Raw genomic sequence first — 17,189 nt, 5'->3', positions numbered from 1 at the left:
TAGCGGAAACAATCTAGCCTTTTGATTATAAACTATCCCCAAATACCGCCGCAACCATGAAACCCTGGTTCTGTTTTTCGACGCCAAAATGTCTGATTCTGTGTCGCCGCATCGCCCCTTGGCTGCTTGTCCTTGCCCTGTTCGGTCACAGGTTTCCTCTAGCAGTTTGAAACCCGACGCGTGCACCAGTATGACTGCAGGGCAAATTCCGGTGCTCAGCCTCGGATATGGCCAACTGCCGGTTTGCACCGCCACAGGTACAAAAGGATCGTCAAACAATGGGCGCATCACATCGCCAGACAGATTGCACCGCCGCTCTGATTGGCGATGCCGAAATTTCCCTCTGGAGCCTTGCGGCCGGGCAGATGGTAAAGCAACACAGCTTTGCCCGCACAGCTGCGCCCCCTGAGCAGGATTTATCCGCTGCGCTGGGTCAGGCCCAGGTGCCAAACTCGGACACGCCCAATTCGGCCCCGGTTTTGGTCTGCGGTCTCCCCCCCGCCTCTGCGGCGGTCGCGGTCCCCGCCACACCGGGGGACCTGCCCCTCACCCAACTGGCTCTGGATCGCTGGCAGCTGCTGGTGCTTCCCGGCCTGCAGCAAAAGACCCCGGCAGGCCTGATGCAAGAGAGCACCGCGCAGATCGCCGGCTTTGTGGCGCTCAATCCCAAATGGGACGGGGTGATCTGCCTGCCTGGCGAGGTGACACATTGGGTTCAGGTCAGCGCCGCTGAGGTTGTCAGCTTTCAAAGCACCCTGACGACCGGTCTCTATTCCGCCTTGGCAGCGCGCCTCGAAGTGCCTGCGCACTGGTCCGAAAGCGCTTTGGCACAGGGCGTTGCCGATACCATGTCGCGCCCCGAACGCTTGGCCACCCGGCTGGCCGAACTGCGCGCCAGTCAGCTTGCCCCAGAGCCCAATACGACAGAAGCCGCCGGCTTGTTGTGGGGCTATCTACTTGGGGCAGAGCTGGCCGCCGCGCGGGCCTATTGGCTGGGACAAAACCTCGCCTTGGTCGCCCCCGACCACTTGGCCGCCCCTTATATGGCCGCCTTCGCGGCACAGGGCCTGCCTGCCACCCAGGCCCATCCCGATCGGATGGCGATCGAAGGGTTGATGCAAGCCAGGCGACAAGCGGAGAAAGCGGCGCCTGCTCCCTAGGAGGAGGAGGGTCAGTCCGCTCAAAAGAAGCAAGATTTCTGCGCCAGCTACAGACTGGGGCTTGTCCACCTCACGGTGCAGCGCCGCCGCCCGGCGGGGCGGCGGCGCTGGGCCCAAGGGGATGCAGTCCCCCAAAGGGGACAAATCTGCGCGGGAGCCCCCCGTTTTTTGGGCAGAAGCTTGCGGGCTTCCGCTCCTGGCTCTCAAACGATCTGACTGCGCGATCTGACTTGGGACTTATGCCTTGTGACGTGCCCCCTTTGCGGGTGGTGTTTCAGCCGGACCGGCAAAACACTGGGCGATTGCCATCCAACGCGCGGCAGTGCCTCCCTGGGTCTCAAGGTCAGTATCGGCGATGTTGCGCACCTGGGTCACCACCTGGGCAAACTCTACCGCAGACCCGCGCACCACGTTGTCCTGTTGCGGATCATTCCAGGTCCAGACGGCACCAGAAGGACCGGTCAACTCAACAAATGGGGCGGGCTCGGGCACCGGCTCTTTGCGGTTGAGAAAGGTCCAGCCATAGGTCGACACCCCCAGATGGGCGATATTGCGGATGCGGTCCTGCTCCTGCCGCTCTACCCCCAACAGATCAAACACCTCCTGACCATGGGCCCAGGTCTCCATCTGGCGCGCGGTGATCGAGCTCAGCGCGCTCATCTCCGGCCCCACCCATTTCACCCGCGCTTTGGGGTCAGCCTGCGCAAAGGCATCAGCACAGCTCTCGGCCCCGGCCTGCCAGGCTTCAAACAGGGCGCGGCCTGACAGACCGTCAAGCCAGGGAAACTGACACTGCAAAATCGACATGCCGGCCTGCATGTTCTTCACAATTGGGCCGATAAATGTCGCAAAGGCCGCTTCCCCCTGCAGCGAGGTTTCAGCCGCCACATTGAACAGATGCAAATGCCCAAGCACATGGTCGATGGTCCACTCCTTGAACAGGGTAACCCGGTGCAGATCCGCCTCGGGCAGGTCCTGTAACACAGCAGCCAGAGCCTGGCTCTCAGCTCGGAAATCTTCGGCTTGTTGCATGTTTCGTGCCCTCTCTTGATCAAATTCCGCTGCGTCTGATCCAAATTCATGTGATTGAACAGACCAACCGTTCTGTTTAACGATTCGTCAAAAGGATATGCTGATGTGCCCAGGAACCGAAGACCAACCGAACGTCACCTCCAGCGACAGCCCGCCCATGCGCGGCAACCCGGCGCGTGTGGCCCGCACCCGTGGCAAAATCTTTGATGCCGTGATCACCGCGCTCGACGAGGTCGGCTATTCGGAATGCTCCATCAACCGGGTGCAAACCCTGGCCGGGGTCTCCCGTGGTGCGCTCACCCATCATTTTCCCTCCAAAGAAGAAATGATGGTGAAAACCCTCGAACACCTGCTGGCGCCGGTGCGTGGCGCCTCGGAGCCAAATGACCAAGAGGCGAACCTGCTGCGCCCCTCTGATGCCGGGAGCAGCCTGCAGGACCAATTGCATGCGCTGTGGAGCCGGGTGATCAACACCCGCGAAGGCCGCGCTTTGATGGAAATTCTGGTGGCGGCCCGCACCGATCAGGTGCTGAACAGCCGCATTACCCCCGCGCTTTGGAGCTACAACGACGAATTCAACCGCAATATCGCCAATCTCTACCAGGCCGCCGACGGCCATGAGGATGAGCTAACCCTGCTCTGGTCGATCTGCCGGAGTTTCATGCGCGGCTTGCACAGCCAGGCGCCTTTTGAGCGCGATCCAAAAATCATAACCAAGATGGTGGCGCTATTTGGCCGCATCATGGCGCCGCATTTGTCTGCGCGCAGCCCTAATGGAGACACAGATGCAGAATCCCTTTGAAACGTCAGAGCACCGGGCCTTTCGCGATACCATCCGGGCCTTTGTCGAAACAGAAATCCAGCCCTATTGCGACGACTGGGACGAGGCAGGCACAGTCCCCTGGGAGCTGCATCAGAAGATTGGTGCATTTGGCGTCTGGGGGTTTGGCATTGACGAAGAATATGGCGGCCTTGGCTTTGACGATTGCTTTTTGCGCGTGGCCTACAGCGAAGAAATGGCCCGCTGCGGTGCTGGCGGAGTAACTGCTGCTCTGGCCGGGCGCACCATTTCAGTTGAACCGATTGCGCGGCTGGCCGATGAAGAGATCCGCCAGCGGGTGCTGCCGGAAATCCTGTCCGGGCGCAAAGGCTCCTCATTGGGGGTCACCGAACCCGGGGGCGGCTCGGATGTGGCCAACCTCAAAACCACCGCCCGGCGCGATGGCAATCACTGGGTGATCAATGGCTCCAAGACCTTCATCACCGGCGGCATGACCTCTGACTATTTTGTCATCCCGGCCCGCACCGGCGGTGCTGGGCTGGATGGCGTTTCCCTGTTTTTTGTCGAGGCGGATACCCCTGGCTTTTCCCGCACGGCCCTGACCCGCAAGATGGGCTGGTGGTGTTCGGATCAGGCAACGCTGTTTCTGGATGAGGTCCGCGTGCCTGCCAGCAACATGATGGGGGAGGAAGGCACCGGGTTTCTGGCCATCATGAACAATTTCAACATGGAGCGGATCAACCTGATTGCCGGGGTTCTGGGCATGATGAAGGCCTGCCTAGAGGACAGTATCACCTGGGCGCAGCAGCGCGAGACCTTTGGCAAAAAGCTGATCCGTCATCAGGTGATCCGCCACAAGATCGCCGAGATGTCGGCCCGCATTGATGCGGTTGAGGCGACACTGCGGATGATCTGCTGGCAGGTCAATCAGGGCGATATGCCAGTGGCCGAGCTGAGCAAGGCCAAATTCTTTGCCACCAAGGCCTGCGAATACTGCGCCTCTGAGGCGATGCAGATCCTGGGCGGCGCCGGATATCTGCGCGGCAACCGGGTGGAGCGCATCTACCGCGAGGTCAAGGTCATGGCCATCGGCGGCGGATCAGAAGAGATCATGCGCGATCTCGCGGTGCGCCAGATGGGACTGTGATGCCGCAAGCGGATTAGCCGTCTGCGATGGCCTGAAAGGCGCGCCCGGCAGCCTCAAAATTTCGGGCCAGGGGCGCGGTCAGTTTTGACTGCGCCGCATAATAGGCCCCAACCCGGCAGAGTTGGCGCGCATAATCCGGGTGGACCCCGGCATCATCATATTTGATCACCCGTGTTTTGCTGAGCCAGCCGCGTTTTTTGACTTCCTTCTGGATCAATTTCAGCCGCTGCACCGCATGCAGAGTGACATAGACAGACAGATAATCCAGGTAGTCAGCGATGTCATAGCCAGAACCATGATCATAGGTGTCGATCATCACATCAGCCATTTTATCTGGCGACACCGGCCAGGTTTCGTCGGCAATGAGCCAGGCAAAATCCTCGGCGCCATGACGCAGGCCGGCATATTCAAAATCAAACCAGCGCACAAAGCCATCATCGCCAATGGCGGCATTGCCCGCCCGGCAATCCCATTTCAGAAATTGCCGCCCCGGCTGATCCATGCGTTCGGCTACGGAAACAAAATCAAACTCCTTGGGGATACCCATGGAATAGGCCTGCAGGGCATCAACGGATCCCACCAGATTGATGATCCAATCCCGGTTCGAGCCCAGATGCGGCAGCATCTCTGCCAGATCGGTCTGGCGGGCGGCGGCGTGAATACGAAAGATCGCAGCACAGGCCTCAGCTGCCAGTTCCACCTGGTCGCTCTCATTATGCTCCAACACTTCGCTGCTCAGCCGGATTTCGCCAGTGTCAGACTGAAACAGCACATCTTCATTGACGCCCAGAACCCGGGGGATGTCGTCGCAGTGGGGCCCCAGCTTTTCCAGCACATAGGCTTCCAGATGGGTGCGGCGAAAATTCTCCCGCAGAGTGGCAATGGCTCTGTCCTCGCCAAAATGCAGTCGCATAGAGGAGCGGGACTTGCCGCCCGGCGTGGTGATCCGGTCCGGGGTTTTGCCCAGGGTCTCTTGTGCTTTTGCGACAATATAGGCCGCGCGCTCATCAAAGCTTGTGTCCGCCACCAACTCCACCCTCTCAGTTCTTTAACACACCCTGCCGAAACACTCTGCGCCCCGGACAGCACTGGTAACTCCTTAGGCGCAGAAGATGGCAATTTTCGGGAAATTTCAGGCCCCCTAACAGGCCTCCTAAAAAGCAGGCGATGGCGATGTGCGTAAACCGCTCTCGCCGCCTTGGGCTGGACTGGACCTTTGCCGCCCCGTGCTAGCGCGACTCACTTTGACTTGGCGTTTCTTGCAACAGTTGGGCGCGGCTCTCTTGCATTGTTTCCGGATTTACGCGGCAATGGATCAAATTTGCCAAAAATGCGGCGAAAATTTGGCTCAAACCCACAGCTATTCTAATTTCACGGGATGCGTGCCACGTGGGGTCACGGCGGCATCGAGCGACATTGTGTTAAGAGGTGTTAGGTATGAGCTGGGGACATTTTTCTGGTTGGGGCGGTGGGCGCTCGGCATGGGGTGGGCACAGCGCCTGCCAAAGCAAAAGCTACCATGACGGCGGTGTGCGCGATGGCGGATTTGACCGCTGGTATAGCGACAAACTCTCCAATCACTTTGGCCGCCATGGCGGTCGCAAACATTGGCAGCGGGACGAAGACGAACATGGATCCGGCACAGGCGGGTCAGGCACCGGAGGCAGCCACGGCGGCCGCGACCACGGTGGCAAGAAGTGGTGGCAAAACCGCGACGACGACGACAACGGCTCCGGGACATCTGGATCCGGTGGCTCAGGCACTGGTGGCACGGGCGATCAGGGCTGTGGTTTCGGCGGTGGCCACGGGGGGCATGGCGGTCATGGCCGGTGGGGCAAAAAGTGGTGGCAGCATCGCGACGAGGATGAAAACGGATCTGGCACAGGTGGATCTGGTACAGGTGGATCTGGTACAGGCGGCTCCGGTACGGGTGGCTCCGGTACGGGCGGCTCCGGTACAGGTGGCTCCGGTACAGGTGGCTCCGGTACAGGTGGCTCCGGTACAGGTGGCTCCGGTACAGGTGGCTCCGGTACAGGTGGCTCCGGTACGGGCGGTTGTGGCACTGGTGGGTCTGGGACTGGCGGTTCGGGAACCGGCGGTACAGGGACTGGCGGCACAGGGACTGGCGGCGATAACGGCGGCGGTGACGGCGGTAGCGACGGCAAAACCACCCTTAGTTTTGAAGTCGGCGGCAATGGCGATCCCAGCGTCACCGTGGAAGTCACCCAGACTCCCCAGGGACAGCTGTTCATCAACCTGCAACCCACCTCCTATGATGGTGAAGTGGCGGATATCGACGGCATGTTCTTCAACATGAACGATGATTCTGATGTGCCGGGATTGAATTTCTCGCCGGATGAAAACGCTATTCCTGTTACCGGCCACCTGGCAGAGGCCAACTCTGTCAACACCCTGGACGATGGTCTTACAGTGCCGGAGAACTACGACGGAATGGTGCAGTTTGGTCAGGCACCCGACAGCACAGATGGCACGGTGAACAATGCCAACTTCACGCTCTGGTCAGATGCTGGCCTGACCCTGGATGACATCGACCTCAGCTCAATCTCGCTGGTTGTGAGCAACCCGGATGGCAGCCAGGATGTGCTGTCTGGCGGCTATGACCCGGCAGCGGCGGCCTCTGATAGCAGCAGCTATGCCAATGGCGGTGTATCAGATGCAGGGTTGGAGTCCTGGTACGCAGCCAATACTGCCCCAACAGGCAGCGACGACGGTGGCGAAGACGATGACAACTCTGTCTTCGCAGAGATCATGGCGCTGATGAACCAGCCGATCGACGACCTGCCAGAGGACTGTGAACAAGAAGAAGCGGTGGAAGCCGACTGTCTGGTCTAGCACCTGACAGGATCACATCACTGCCAAAGGGGGCGCATCACTGCGCCCCCTTTGCTATTTGTGCCTGCTCTTTCACTGTACCAAACGGCCCTGCAAAACGCTCATAACTGATCAGGTCTGCGACACTCAGCCCCGGCGAATGCCGAGCGTGGCCCCCAGCCGTTCGGGACGCGCAAGCGCGGCGTGATCCGCCTGCAACTGCGCCAAGCGCGCCTGCAGCCAGTCGGGAAACACAGCCGAACGTTTGCTGGTCAGGTCAACATGCATCGCCAGGACTTCCTGGGTGGCGCAGACCTGCCCGTCCAACAGAATTTCTGACCAAAAATGCAGCCGCTTGGTGTCGTGATCAATGAGCTGAAAACTGACCGAGAAGACCTGCCCCAGCCGCAGCTCCTGCAGGAATTGCATATTCGACTGCAGCACAAACATGCCCTGGGCGGCGGCACGCACATAGGCCTCGCCATTGCCTATGTGGTTATCAAACATCTGATCAATCGCATTATCAAAGGCCAGACCATAATAGGCGACGTTCATATGGCCATTGTAGTCGATCCACTCTGGCAAAACTGATCGTTCTGTCACCACAATGGGTGCTGGATAAGGGCCATCATGCCCCTGCGTGGGTTGTGTTGTCATGGCTGTCCTGCCCCCTGTTGCTCGGCCTATTGCTCGACCTGACGCCCGACAGTGTGCCCGGCATCATTGCTGTCGGCATAGCTGCGGCCAACATCCCTGCCCCGGCGCCAAGGGTAAAGAGAATCCCCACGTCACAGTTGCAGAAGCCGTTGCGTTTCTTGAGCAAAAGCGCCCGTTCAGCGCAGGGGAGCAGTTTTGAACAGGCGGATTTTCAGCCCGCCATGGGCCACCGGCGCCCCCAGGGGCAACAGCGGCAGCCCCGTGGCCTTGGCCAGCCCGGTCTCGCTGGTGACAATGCCAACCCGCCAACCGGAAAAGCGCTCCATCAGGGTTTTGCCCAGCGCGCCATAAAGCGCAAAGAGCAGTTTCTTGTTGCCAATCCGCGCCCCATAGGGCGGGTTGACGATCACGAGCCCCGCAGGTCCATCGGGCGGCATCAGATCGCTGACCGCGTGGTGGCTGAACTGCGTGATAGCCGACACCCCGGCACGTTCGGCATTGGCGGTTGCCATCTCAACCGCACCGGCGTTGCGGTCAGATCCATAGAAATGCAGCGCCGAGACATCCACCTCCTGCGGTGTCAGCTCTGCTTTCAGCGCCGCATAGGCCTCGGCGTCAAAGCTGGCCATCTGTTCAAAGGCAAAGCTGCGGCTGCGCCCCGGCACCAGGCCCAGAGCGATCTCTGCCGCCTCAATCACAAAGGTGCCAGAGCCACACATGGGGTCGACCACCGGCTCACGCCCGTCAAAGCCACAGTCGCGCAGAAACAGCGCTGCCAGGTTTTCCCGCATCGGCGCCTTGCCAACAGCGGATTTATGGCCGCGTTTGTGCAGCCCATCGCCAGAGGTATCGACACTGAACTGGCACATGTTGTCGTCGATCCGCAGCTTCAACGTCAGTGCTGCCTCTTTTGACAGGGTGGCGCCAAAGCTTTCAACCAGCGCCTTTTCCACCCGCTGCGCCGCGGCGCCAGCATGGTAGATCTTGGACTTTTTGTTGGTGGTGACCTCCACCTTGACCGGCACGTCCCTGCGCAGCACCTCACCCCAGGGGAACTTGCGCGCGCGCTTGTCCAGCTGGGCCAGATGAAAGGCGCGAAACTCCCCAATTCGGGCCAGCACACGGGCAGCGCCCCGCAGGCTCAGGTTGGCGCGCCAGACCTCGCGCCAGTCCCCCTGCACGGTGACGCCACCGGGCACGGATTTGGCAGCGGCAAAGCCAGCCTCGCGCACCTCAGCCAGCAGGGCCACCTCCAGCCCTGGGGCTGCGGTCAGAAAGATCTCGAATGTGTCTATATCGCTCATCCGGCTCTCTTACCCCGGTTTGCCCCTCTGGGCGATGGCTATTTTCCCCTCTCTCCGATCAAAGCCAAGGGTCTGTTTGCCGCATTGCGGCAAAGACTCGCCGCAGGCCTTGCGCCCAAAGACGTCACTATCGTGGGATTGATGGATCAAAAAATGGTCATTAAAAATACATTATTTTCAACGAGATAAGGTAAAACTAAATTTTTAGTTTGACAACTATGACGCCTATATGAAAGCTAAATACCAGTCAGATGCGAGAGAGCGTAGCTGGCCTTACAGACTTTTAGGGAGGAAAAAGATGCGCAGGTATCTTTTGTCCGCAGCAGCGGTATGCGCCGTGGCTGCGGGACAGGCGGTTTATGCCGATGAAGCAGCCGCAGTTAAGTGGATCGATGAGGAGTTTCAGCCCTCGGTCCTGACCAAAGACGAACAGATGAGCGAGATGCAGTGGTTTATCACCGCCGCCGAGCCCTTCAAAGGTATGGAGATCAACGTGCTCTCCGAGGGCATCCCGACGCATTCTTATGAGTCGGAAGTTCTCACCAAAGCCTTTGAAGAAATCACCGGGATCAAGGTCAATCACCAGATCCTGGGCGAAGGCGAAGTGGTGCAGGCGGTGCAGACCCAGATGCAGACACAGCGCAATCTTTATGATGCCTATGTCAATGACTCGGATCTGATCGGCACCCACTCGCGGCTGCAACTGGCCCATAACCTGACGGATATGATGGCGGGTGATTTCAAGTCGGTGACCAACCCCGGCCTGGATCTGGATGACTTTATGGGCACCCAGTTCACCACCGGTCCCGATGGGGATCTGTATCAGCTGCCCGACCAGCAGTTTGCCAACCTGTATTGGTTCCGCAAAGACTGGTTCGACCGCGCCGATCTGCAAGAGGCCTTCAAGGCAAAATACGGCTATGATCTGGGGGTTCCGGTCAACTGGTCCGCCTATGAGGACATCGCCGAATTCTTTAGCGAAGACGTCAAAGAAATCGACGGCACAGCGATCTACGGCCATATGGATTACGGCAAACGCGCGCCGGATCTTGGCTGGCGGATGACCGATGCCTGGCTGTCGATGGCCGGTGCCGGGTCCAAGGGTGAGCCAAACGGCGTGCCAATCGACGAATGGGGCATCCGCATGGAGGCCGGAACCTGTAACCCGGTTGGCGCCTCTGTCACCCGTGGTGGTGCTGCAAACGGTCCGGCTGCGGTCTATGCGATCCGCAAATGGGACGAATGGCTGCGCAAATATGCACCTCCCGGTGCCGCGTCTTATGACTTTTACCAGTCTCTGCCCGCGCTTGCGCAGGGCAATGTTGCCCAGCAGATCTTTTGGTACACCGCCTTTACCGCCGATATGGTAAAGCCGCAGTCCGAAGGCAACAACACCGTCGACGAAGCAGGCAAGCCGCTGTGGCGGATGGCGCCTAGCCCACATGGCCCCTACTGGGAAGACGGCCAGAAGGTTGGCTATCAGGACGTTGGTTCCTGGACCTTCCTCAAGTCGACGCCGCTGGAGCGCTCGCAGGCAGCCTGGCTTTATGCTCAGTTTGTTGTGTCCAAAACTGTCGACGTGAAAAAGTCCCACGTGGGTCTGACCTTCATTCGTGACAGCTCGGTCAACCACGAGAGCTTCTCGGAGCGGGCTGAAAACCTGGGCGGTCTGGTAGAATTCTACCGCTCGCCGGATCGTGTGGCCTGGTCGCCAACCGGTGTGAACGTGCCTGACTATCCAAAGCTGGCCCAGATCTGGTGGCAGCAGATTGGCGACGTGAACTCGGGGGCCTTTACCCCGCAGGAAGCCATGAACCGTCTGGCCGAAGAAATGGACATCACCATGGCCCGGATGCAGCGTGCAGACGAGCAGGCTGAGATCTACGGCGGCTGCGGTCCGCGTCTGAATGAGGAAAAAGACGCTGAGTGGTGGTATGCCAATGGCGGCGCCAAGCCACCGCTGGAGAACGAAAAACCTGCCGGTCAGACCGTCAACTACGACGAGCTGGTCGCCCGCTGGGCCTCGCAGTAACCGCTCCTCCCCGTCGGGCCTGATCGCCTTTGGCCTCTGGCCCGACACTTTGCCTCGGAACGGTGTTCTTACACTGCTTCGGGGCGCTTTCTCCCCCGCTACGTACAGACACGGCCCCTGTCAGTTTTGCTGCAGGGCCGGTTGCCGGAAAGTTAAATAACGATGGCACTAGAATTAAGAAACGTGACCAAGCGCGTCGGCGCGGTCACCCATATCAAGGAGACATCCTTGATGCTGGAACCCGGTCACTTCAACGTCCTGTTGGGCGCCACCGGTTCGGGCAAGACCTCCCTTATCAAGCTGATGGCCGGGCTGGACCCGATGGCCAGCGGTCAGGTGCTGATGGAGGGCGAGGATGTTTCCCGCCTGAGCACCCAGAAACGCAACATCAGTCTGGTGCACCAGTTTTTCATCAACTACCCGCATATGACGGTCTATGAGAACATCGCCTCGCCGCTGAAAGTGGTTGGAATGGCGAAGTCCGAGATCGCGGATCGTGTCGCGGAAGCCGCCAAAATCCTGAAGCTGGAGCCGATGCTGCACCGCCGCCCGCATGAGTTGTCCGGCGGCCAGCAACAGCGCTGCGCCCTGGCCCGGGCCATTGCCAAGGAAAGCCGCGCAGTGTTTCTGGACGAGCCGCTCGCCAACCTTGACTACAAACTGCGCGAAGAGCTGCGTGACCAGCTGCCCGAGCTGTTTGCCGGACGTGGCGCCGTGGTGGTCTATGCCACTTCGGAACCCGAAGAGGCGCTGTTGCTGGGCGGCAAAACCGCCTTGATGCGCGACGGGCGCGTCACCCAGTTTGGCCCCACCGCTGAAATCTACCGCAACCCCGGCAATCTGGACGCGGCGCGGGTTTTTTCTGACCCGCCAATCAATACCGCCACGGTGATCAAAGAAGGCACCACCGCCCGCATGGGAGACCGGGTGAGCTGGCAGCTGAGCGGCACCGCCGCCGGGCTGAGCGATGGCGCCTATTCCCTTGCCATCCGCCCCTATCACGTCCTGCCCAGCGCCAGCAAAAAGGCCACTGTGCGCCTTGATGGCCGGGTACAGGTGACCGAGCTGTCAGGCTCGGAAAGTTCTGCGCATTTCGATCTTGGCCTTGGCGGCACCGCAGGCGGCGAAGCCCACGCCAACTGGGTATCCCTGTCGGCGGGGGTGCACCCCTACGAGATTGGCGAAATGCATGATTTCTACATGGACCCTTCGGCGTGCTACTTCTTTGCACCCGATGGCTCCCGCGCAGCCTGAGGTTCAGGAAAATGGCAAAAATTACACTCTCCAAGCTGCGACACAGCTATATGCCCGCCCCAAAATCCCCGTCAGACTATGCGCTAAAGGAGATCGATCTGGATTGGAGCGACGGCGGCGCCTATGCGCTGCTTGGCCCTTCGGGCTGTGGTAAATCCACCCTGCTCAACATCATTTCCGGCCTGTTGGTGCCCTCGGAGGGCCAGATCCTGTTTGACGGTCAGGACGTCACCGCCCTGCCGCCGGATCAGCGCAACATTGCCCAGGTGTTCCAGTTCCCGGTGATCTACGACACCATGACAGTCTACGACAATCTCGCCTTCCCTTTGCGCAACCGTGGCCGGGATGAGAACACCGTGCGTGACCGGGTGATGGCCATTGCTGAGATGCTCGAAGTCACTGAAATGCTGGACCAAAAGGCCGCCGGCCTGTCCCCCGACAACAAACAAAAGATCTCCATGGGGCGTGGGCTGGTGCGCGAAGACGTCAATGTGGTGATGTTTGACGAACCCCTAACGGTGATCGACCCGCATCTGAAATGGAAGCTGCGCTCAAAGCTGAAAGAACTGCACCAGCGCGTCAAAGCCACGATGATCTATGTCACCCACGACCAGACAGAGGCGTTGACCTTTGCCGATCAGGTGGTGGTGATGCAGGACGGCGAAGTGGTTCAGATCGGCACGCCTGTCGAGTTGTTTGACCGCCCCGCCCATACGTTCGTCGGCCACTTCATCGGCTCACCGGGGATGAACATCCTCCCCTGCGAACTGCAGGCAGGATCTGCCCATTTTGCCGACCAGCCCATCGCGCTGGAAGGCCCAATCCAAGGCGAAGCCAATGGCAAAACAGAAATCGGCATCCGGCCGGAATTTGTCTCTCTGGCGGACACCGGCCTGGCCGCAACAGTGACCAAAGTGTCGGATGTGGGGCGTCATACAGTGGTGGAATGCCAGACCAATGGCAGCCGCATCAATGCCGTGATCGAGGGCGCAGGACCTGCAGTTGGCAGCCCGGTGCATCTCGATTTTCGGCGTGACCAAACCCGGCTTTATGTGGATGGCTGGCTGGCCACCACCCCCGACACCGCAGCGGAGGCGGCACAATGAAAACCGAAAATCAAAAAGCCTGGTTCTTTGTGCTGCCCGTGCTGGTGCTGGTGGCCTTTAACGCGCTGATCCCGATGATGACCGTGGTGAACTACTCGGTGCAGGAAACCTTTGGCGACAATGTGTTTTTCTGGCAGGGCCTGGATTGGTTCGAACAGATTCTGCGCTCTGATCGTTTTCACGCCGCCCTGGGACGTCAGTTTCTCTTTACCTTCCTGATCCTGATTATCGAGGTGCCGCTGGGCATTATCATCGCCCTGTCGATGCCGCGCAAAGGCTTCTGGGTTCCGGTCTGTCTGGTCACCATGGCGCTGCCGATGCTGATCCCCTGGAACGTGGTGGGCGCCATGTGGAACATCTTTACCCTGCCGGACATTGGCCTGCTTGGCTATTTCCTCAACCACGTGCTGGGCATCTCTTATGACATGACCCAGAACCCGCTGGCGGCCTGGGTCACCATCGTCACCATGGATGTCTGGCACTGGACCTCGCTGGTGGTGCTCTTGGCCTATGCCGGCCTGGTATCGATCCCCGATGCCTATTACCAGGCAGCCAAAATCGACGGCGCCTCCAACAGGGCTGTGTTCCGGTTTATCCAGCTGCCCAAGATGAAAACCGTCCTCACCATCGCCATCCTGTTGCGGTTCATGGACAGTTTCAACATCTACACCGAACCCTTTGTGCTGACCGGTGGTGGCCCCGGCAACTCCACCACGCTGTTGTCGATTGATCTGGTGAAAATCGCCCTGGGTCAGTTTGACCTCGGCCCCGCCGCCGCCATGTCGCTCATCTACTTTGCAATCACGCTTCTGGTCTCCTGGCTGTTTTACACGCTAATGACCAAAGACGACCTGAACTAAGGAGGGTTTGAGAAATGCAAAAACGCTTTATCATCCCCATTGTCTATATCCTCTTCCTGATGCTGCCGATCTACTGGCTGGTCGCGATGAGCTTTAAGACCACCAATGAGATCCTCTCGGGCTTCTCGCTGTTCCCGCAGACCTTCACGCTGGAAAACTACGCCACCATCTTTACCGATCCGACCTGGTATTGGGGCTACATCAACTCGATCCTCTACGTCAGCATCAACACGGTGATTTCAGTGGCCGTGGCGCTGCCGGCGGCCTATGCCTTCTCGCGCTATCGCTTTTTAGGCGACAAACAGCTGTTCTTCTGGCTGCTCACCAACCGGATGGCGCCGGCGGCAGTCTTTGCCCTGCCCTTCTTTCAGCTCTATTCGGCGGTGGGGATCTTTGACACCCATCTGGCGGTGGCCCTGGCCCATTGCCTGTTCAACATCCCGCTGGCGGTCTGGATTCTAGAAGGCTTCATGGGCGGCATCCCCAAGGAGCTGGACGAGACCGCCTATGTAGACGGCTATTCCTTCCCGCGTTTCTTCGCCACCATCTTTATCCCCTCGATCAAGGCCGGGGTCGGCGTTGCCGCCTTCTTCTGCTTCATGTTCTCCTGGGTCGAGCTCTTGCTGGCCAAGACCCTGACGGCGGTGGCCGCAAAACCTATCGCTGCCACCATGACCAAAACCGCCTCAAGTGCCGGCTATGAGCTGGGCCTGCTGGCAGCAGCGGGCACATTGACAATCATTCCGGGGGCCATCGTGATCTGGTTCGTCCGCAACTATATCGCAAAAGGTTTTGCGATGGGGAGAGTATAATGCTGTCATGGATGGCCTGGACCTGGCCCACTGCTCTGGTTTTTATCGGTATTTTCTCTGCCATTGGGGTGCTTGTACTGCTGGAAATCCGCTCCCCCGGCGGCGACCTGCGCAAAGGTGTGCTGGGGCTCTCCACCACCCGTGGGGACCGTTTGTTCATCACCCTGTTGGGCACCAGTTACATCTTCCTCGCCTGGCTTGGATTGGTCGGCATGCCGCTTTGGTACCCGCTGGGGCTGGCCATTCTCTGGGGCATCTTCACCTTCTGGAAGGTGTAACACCGCCCCTTTGGGATGTGCGGGTCAAGGGGGCCAAAGGCCCCGCGTCAGCGGCCCGCCCTTGACGCGCAAGCCTGAACAAAATTGCGAACGGCCTGAAGGGCAGTCCTGCCCCTTCAGGCCTTCTCAGCCAACATACAACAGCACGCCCCAATCTCGTCGGCCTAGACTGATATATCACCCCGCCTCTGGCAGAAATAGGCGCGCGGAAGCGCTCAATTTGGCAACGCCCAGATGGAGCCAACATCTGGCTTGGATCCATGGCGCCCAGGTCTGCTAAAGAAATAGTTTTCAAACTCCCCCCTTTCCACTAGCATTGCTGAAAGACCAAAATGGACCGGACATCAGACGACATGCGCAAGAAACAGGACAATTCACTGCTAACCGAGGTTGAGCTTGAATTCATGACCGTCGTCTGGGCTACCGGGGGCGGTACTGTAAGGGATATCCTTGCGGTGCTGAACCAGGCACAGGAACGCGCCTACACCTCGGTGGCGACTGTGCTTAAAATCATGGAACAAAAGGGCTTTCTTAGCAGCGAAAGGGCAGACCGTTCGCTGATCTACCGCCCCGCCATTCCCAAAGCAGAGTATCAAAAAACCTCTCTGAAAAACCTTTCGAGCAAGCTGTTCAACGATACGCCCGCGGCCTTGGTCGCCCGTCTTGTTGACGATGAAGAAGTTACCGACGACATGCTCGTTGAGATGCGGGCGCTGCTGAACGAAAGGTTGGGGGACAATGGAAACTGACGCGCTGATCAATAGCTATCTGGATCTAAATCTTCTGGTGCTTGCAGGCACCCTGCTTTGGCTGGCGGCGCGAAAACTTCTGTCTCACTCTCATCTTGCTCATGCCTTTGGGGCGCAGCTGCGGCTGATGAATGTCCTCACCCTGCTGCTGGCGCTATCGCCCTTTATGATGTTTGCCTTTACCCATCTGGTGATGGCCCATCCGCCCAATCTCTCCGATCTTCTGGTGTCGCAGTTTCTGCAGGGCAATGTCAGCATGAGCGCCAGCAGCTTTGAAACCCTCCTGGGCCTGCGCGAAGACACCGTGCGGGTGCTCTCCTCCCAGCAACTGCTCTGGACCCGGCTATTGACCACGGCGCTGGCCATCGGCGGGCTGATCTGTGCCGCCCAACTGGCCTCCTCGATCTATCGCCTGCGCCGGGCGCTTAAGCGCAGCTTTATCTGGAAAAACATTGGCGCCACCCAGATCCTGATCTCTGACGAAACCCCGGTTGCCTATTCGACCCGCGGGCTGTTCAGCCGCTATGTGGTGCTGCCCTCGGCACTGCTGAGCCAGCCGCAGGATCTGAAACTGACCCTGGCCCATGAGCTACAGCACTTCCGCCAGCGCGATATCGAATGCGAAGTCCTGCTGGAGCTGCTGCGGCCGCTATTGTTCTGGAACCCCGCTTTTTACCTGTGGCGCCGCGAGGTCCGGCACCTGCGCGAATTTGCCTGTGATCAGGCCTTGATGGCGCGCCCCGGCCTGGATATCCGCGCCTATTGCGAATGCCTGATCCGCGCCTGTGCCCAGGCTGCGCAGGAACGCGTTTTCTTTACCCGCCGCAGCCCGGCTGTTGCCCTGGTGGACCGGCGCGAAACCCGTCGCGATTCAACGCTGCAACAACGCATCATTGCGGTGACCGCCCAACAACCCCATGGTGAAACCGGCTTTGGCTGGGCCATGGTATCAGGCCTGATGATCGCATCGGTGCTGGCCACCGCCATGCTGATGCAACGCCCCGGCGACTGGAGCCATGATCGGCTGATGCTCTCGACAATTGTCAATCTCGAACGCATGGCCAGCCGCAACGCAGCCCCCAGCAGCTCAGTGGCCGGTCGCAATATCCTGCAGGGCAGCTTTATCCCTGCCGGACGCTAGGCGCTGCCCCATGCGGCACACCACGACGATCCTGCTCAGGCGCC

At 59.5% G+C, this 17,189-nt stretch carries 16 protein-coding genes; 12 read left to right on the top strand and 4 right to left on the bottom strand.

Features of this window, described 5'->3' with window-relative positions:
- Window positions 1-278 precede the first annotated feature (278 nt).
- On the top strand, window positions 279-1,160 hold the full coding sequence (locus JZI28_RS03100; RefSeq protein WP_375699207.1) for a 2-dehydro-3-deoxygalactonokinase: 882 nt from the start codon (window positions 279-281) through the stop codon (window positions 1,158-1,160).
- A 237-nt stretch (window positions 1,161-1,397) separates the two neighbouring features.
- Here JZI28_RS03100 and JZI28_RS03095 read toward each other — a convergent pair whose 3' ends face one another.
- Complete coding sequence (locus JZI28_RS03095; RefSeq protein ID WP_348154894.1) at window positions 1,398-2,192, bottom strand: TIGR03084 family metal-binding protein; 795 nt, start codon at window positions 2,190-2,192, stop codon at window positions 1,398-1,400.
- Window positions 2,193-2,295: 103 nt separating this feature from the next.
- Here JZI28_RS03095 and JZI28_RS03090 point away from each other — a divergent pair, with 103 nt between their 5' ends.
- Window positions 2,296-2,994 (top strand): TetR/AcrR family transcriptional regulator, encoded by a 699-nt coding sequence (locus tag JZI28_RS03090; RefSeq protein ID WP_375699206.1) that lies wholly within the window; start codon window positions 2,296-2,298, stop codon window positions 2,992-2,994.
- Window positions 2,978-4,120 (top strand): acyl-CoA dehydrogenase family protein, encoded by a 1,143-nt coding sequence (locus JZI28_RS03085; RefSeq protein WP_375699205.1) that lies wholly within the window; start codon window positions 2,978-2,980, stop codon window positions 4,118-4,120. Before JZI28_RS03090 ends, JZI28_RS03085 begins: the two co-directional genes overlap by 17 nt.
- A 13-nt stretch (window positions 4,121-4,133) precedes the next feature.
- Here the strand turns inward: JZI28_RS03085 and JZI28_RS03080 are convergent, their stop codons facing one another.
- On the bottom strand, window positions 4,134-5,147 hold the full coding sequence (locus JZI28_RS03080; RefSeq protein ID WP_375699204.1) for a hypothetical protein: 1,014 nt from the start codon (window positions 5,145-5,147) through the stop codon (window positions 4,134-4,136).
- Between the two features lie 410 nt (window positions 5,148-5,557).
- On the opposite strand from JZI28_RS03080, the gene JZI28_RS03075 reads away from it, so the two are divergent.
- Window positions 5,558-6,973 (top strand): hypothetical protein, encoded by a 1,416-nt coding sequence (locus JZI28_RS03075; protein WP_375699203.1) that lies wholly within the window; start codon window positions 5,558-5,560, stop codon window positions 6,971-6,973.
- Window positions 6,974-7,099: 126 nt separating this feature from the next.
- Here JZI28_RS03075 and JZI28_RS03070 read toward each other — a convergent pair whose 3' ends face one another.
- A complete protein-coding gene (locus JZI28_RS03070) occupies window positions 7,100-7,609 on the bottom strand; it encodes a thioesterase family protein (protein WP_348154880.1) in 510 nt (169 codons plus the stop codon).
- Between the two features lie 176 nt (window positions 7,610-7,785).
- Window positions 7,786-8,913, bottom strand: a complete 1,128-nt coding sequence (locus tag JZI28_RS03065) for a class I SAM-dependent RNA methyltransferase (RefSeq protein ID WP_375699202.1) — start codon at window positions 8,911-8,913, stop codon at window positions 7,786-7,788.
- Window positions 8,914-9,211: 298 nt separating this feature from the next.
- Between JZI28_RS03065 and JZI28_RS03060 the strand changes: the two genes are divergently transcribed.
- The 8 genes from JZI28_RS03060 to JZI28_RS03025 all read left to right on the top strand — a co-directional run bounded on the left by JZI28_RS03060 (window position 9,212) and on the right by JZI28_RS03025 (window position 17,145).
- Window positions 9,212-10,945 (top strand): ABC transporter substrate-binding protein, encoded by a 1,734-nt coding sequence (locus JZI28_RS03060; protein ID WP_348154874.1) that lies wholly within the window; start codon window positions 9,212-9,214, stop codon window positions 10,943-10,945.
- A gap of 162 nt (window positions 10,946-11,107) precedes the next feature.
- Window positions 11,108-12,199, top strand: coding sequence for an ABC transporter ATP-binding protein (locus JZI28_RS03055; protein WP_295447445.1), 1,092 nt, complete (start codon window positions 11,108-11,110; stop codon window positions 12,197-12,199).
- An 11-nt stretch (window positions 12,200-12,210) separates the two neighbouring features.
- The gene (locus JZI28_RS03050) at window positions 12,211-13,305 is read left to right on the top strand and encodes an ABC transporter ATP-binding protein (protein ID WP_375699201.1); all 1,095 of its coding nucleotides are present in this window, start codon (window positions 12,211-12,213) and stop codon (window positions 13,303-13,305) included.
- The gene (locus JZI28_RS03045; RefSeq protein WP_375699200.1) at window positions 13,302-14,165 is read left to right on the top strand and encodes a carbohydrate ABC transporter permease; all 864 of its coding nucleotides are present in this window, start codon (window positions 13,302-13,304) and stop codon (window positions 14,163-14,165) included. The genes JZI28_RS03050 and JZI28_RS03045 overlap by 4 nt, the downstream gene beginning before the upstream one ends.
- A gap of 14 nt (window positions 14,166-14,179) precedes the next feature.
- Window positions 14,180-14,977 (top strand): carbohydrate ABC transporter permease, encoded by a 798-nt coding sequence (locus tag JZI28_RS03040; protein WP_295447439.1) that lies wholly within the window; start codon window positions 14,180-14,182, stop codon window positions 14,975-14,977.
- Window positions 14,977-15,255, top strand: coding sequence for a DUF2160 domain-containing protein (locus JZI28_RS03035; protein WP_295447437.1), 279 nt, complete (start codon window positions 14,977-14,979; stop codon window positions 15,253-15,255). Before JZI28_RS03040 ends, JZI28_RS03035 begins: the two co-directional genes overlap by 1 nt.
- A gap of 353 nt (window positions 15,256-15,608) precedes the next feature.
- A complete protein-coding gene (locus JZI28_RS03030; RefSeq protein WP_297340361.1) occupies window positions 15,609-16,004 on the top strand; it encodes a BlaI/MecI/CopY family transcriptional regulator in 396 nt (131 codons plus the stop codon).
- Window positions 15,994-17,145 carry a M56 family metallopeptidase gene (locus JZI28_RS03025; RefSeq protein WP_375699199.1) on the top strand — a complete coding sequence of 384 codons (1,152 nt, stop codon included), beginning with the start codon at window positions 15,994-15,996 and terminating at the stop codon, window positions 17,143-17,145. The genes JZI28_RS03030 and JZI28_RS03025 overlap by 11 nt, the downstream gene beginning before the upstream one ends.
- The last annotated feature ends 44 nt before the right edge of the window (window positions 17,146-17,189 follow it).

Source organism: Pseudophaeobacter sp. TrK17 (assembly GCF_042192375.1).
In the GTDB taxonomy this organism is placed as follows: domain Bacteria; phylum Pseudomonadota; class Alphaproteobacteria; order Rhodobacterales; family Rhodobacteraceae; genus Pseudophaeobacter.
This window is presented reverse-complemented; position numbering and strand designations above follow the sequence as displayed.

Bases quoted from the DNA above. Each gene is read 5' to 3' on its own strand.
- JZI28_RS03100 (WP_375699207.1), top strand. From the start codon at position 279: ATGGGCGCATCACATCGCCAGACAGATTGCACCGCCGCTCTGATTGGC.
- JZI28_RS03095 (WP_348154894.1), bottom strand. From the start codon at position 2,192: ATGCAACAAGCCGAAGATTTCCGAGCTGAGAGCCAGGCTCTGGCTGCT.
- JZI28_RS03090 (WP_375699206.1), top strand. From the start codon at position 2,296: ATGTGCCCAGGAACCGAAGACCAACCGAACGTCACCTCCAGCGACAGC.
- JZI28_RS03085 (WP_375699205.1), top strand. From the start codon at position 2,978: ATGCAGAATCCCTTTGAAACGTCAGAGCACCGGGCCTTTCGCGATACC.
- JZI28_RS03075 (WP_375699203.1), top strand. From the start codon at position 5,558: ATGAGCTGGGGACATTTTTCTGGTTGGGGCGGTGGGCGCTCGGCATGG.
- JZI28_RS03070 (WP_348154880.1), bottom strand. From the start codon at position 7,609: ATGACAACACAACCCACGCAGGGGCATGATGGCCCTTATCCAGCACCC.
- JZI28_RS03065 (WP_375699202.1), bottom strand. From the start codon at position 8,913: ATGAGCGATATAGACACATTCGAGATCTTTCTGACCGCAGCCCCAGGG.
- JZI28_RS03060 (WP_348154874.1), top strand. From the start codon at position 9,212: ATGCGCAGGTATCTTTTGTCCGCAGCAGCGGTATGCGCCGTGGCTGCG.
- JZI28_RS03055 (WP_295447445.1), top strand. From the start codon at position 11,108: ATGGCACTAGAATTAAGAAACGTGACCAAGCGCGTCGGCGCGGTCACC.
- JZI28_RS03050 (WP_375699201.1), top strand. From the start codon at position 12,211: ATGGCAAAAATTACACTCTCCAAGCTGCGACACAGCTATATGCCCGCC.
- JZI28_RS03045 (WP_375699200.1), top strand. From the start codon at position 13,302: ATGAAAACCGAAAATCAAAAAGCCTGGTTCTTTGTGCTGCCCGTGCTG.
- JZI28_RS03040 (WP_295447439.1), top strand. From the start codon at position 14,180: ATGCAAAAACGCTTTATCATCCCCATTGTCTATATCCTCTTCCTGATG.
- JZI28_RS03035 (WP_295447437.1), top strand. From the start codon at position 14,977: ATGCTGTCATGGATGGCCTGGACCTGGCCCACTGCTCTGGTTTTTATC.
- JZI28_RS03030 (WP_297340361.1), top strand. From the start codon at position 15,609: ATGCGCAAGAAACAGGACAATTCACTGCTAACCGAGGTTGAGCTTGAA.
- JZI28_RS03025 (WP_375699199.1), top strand. From the start codon at position 15,994: ATGGAAACTGACGCGCTGATCAATAGCTATCTGGATCTAAATCTTCTG.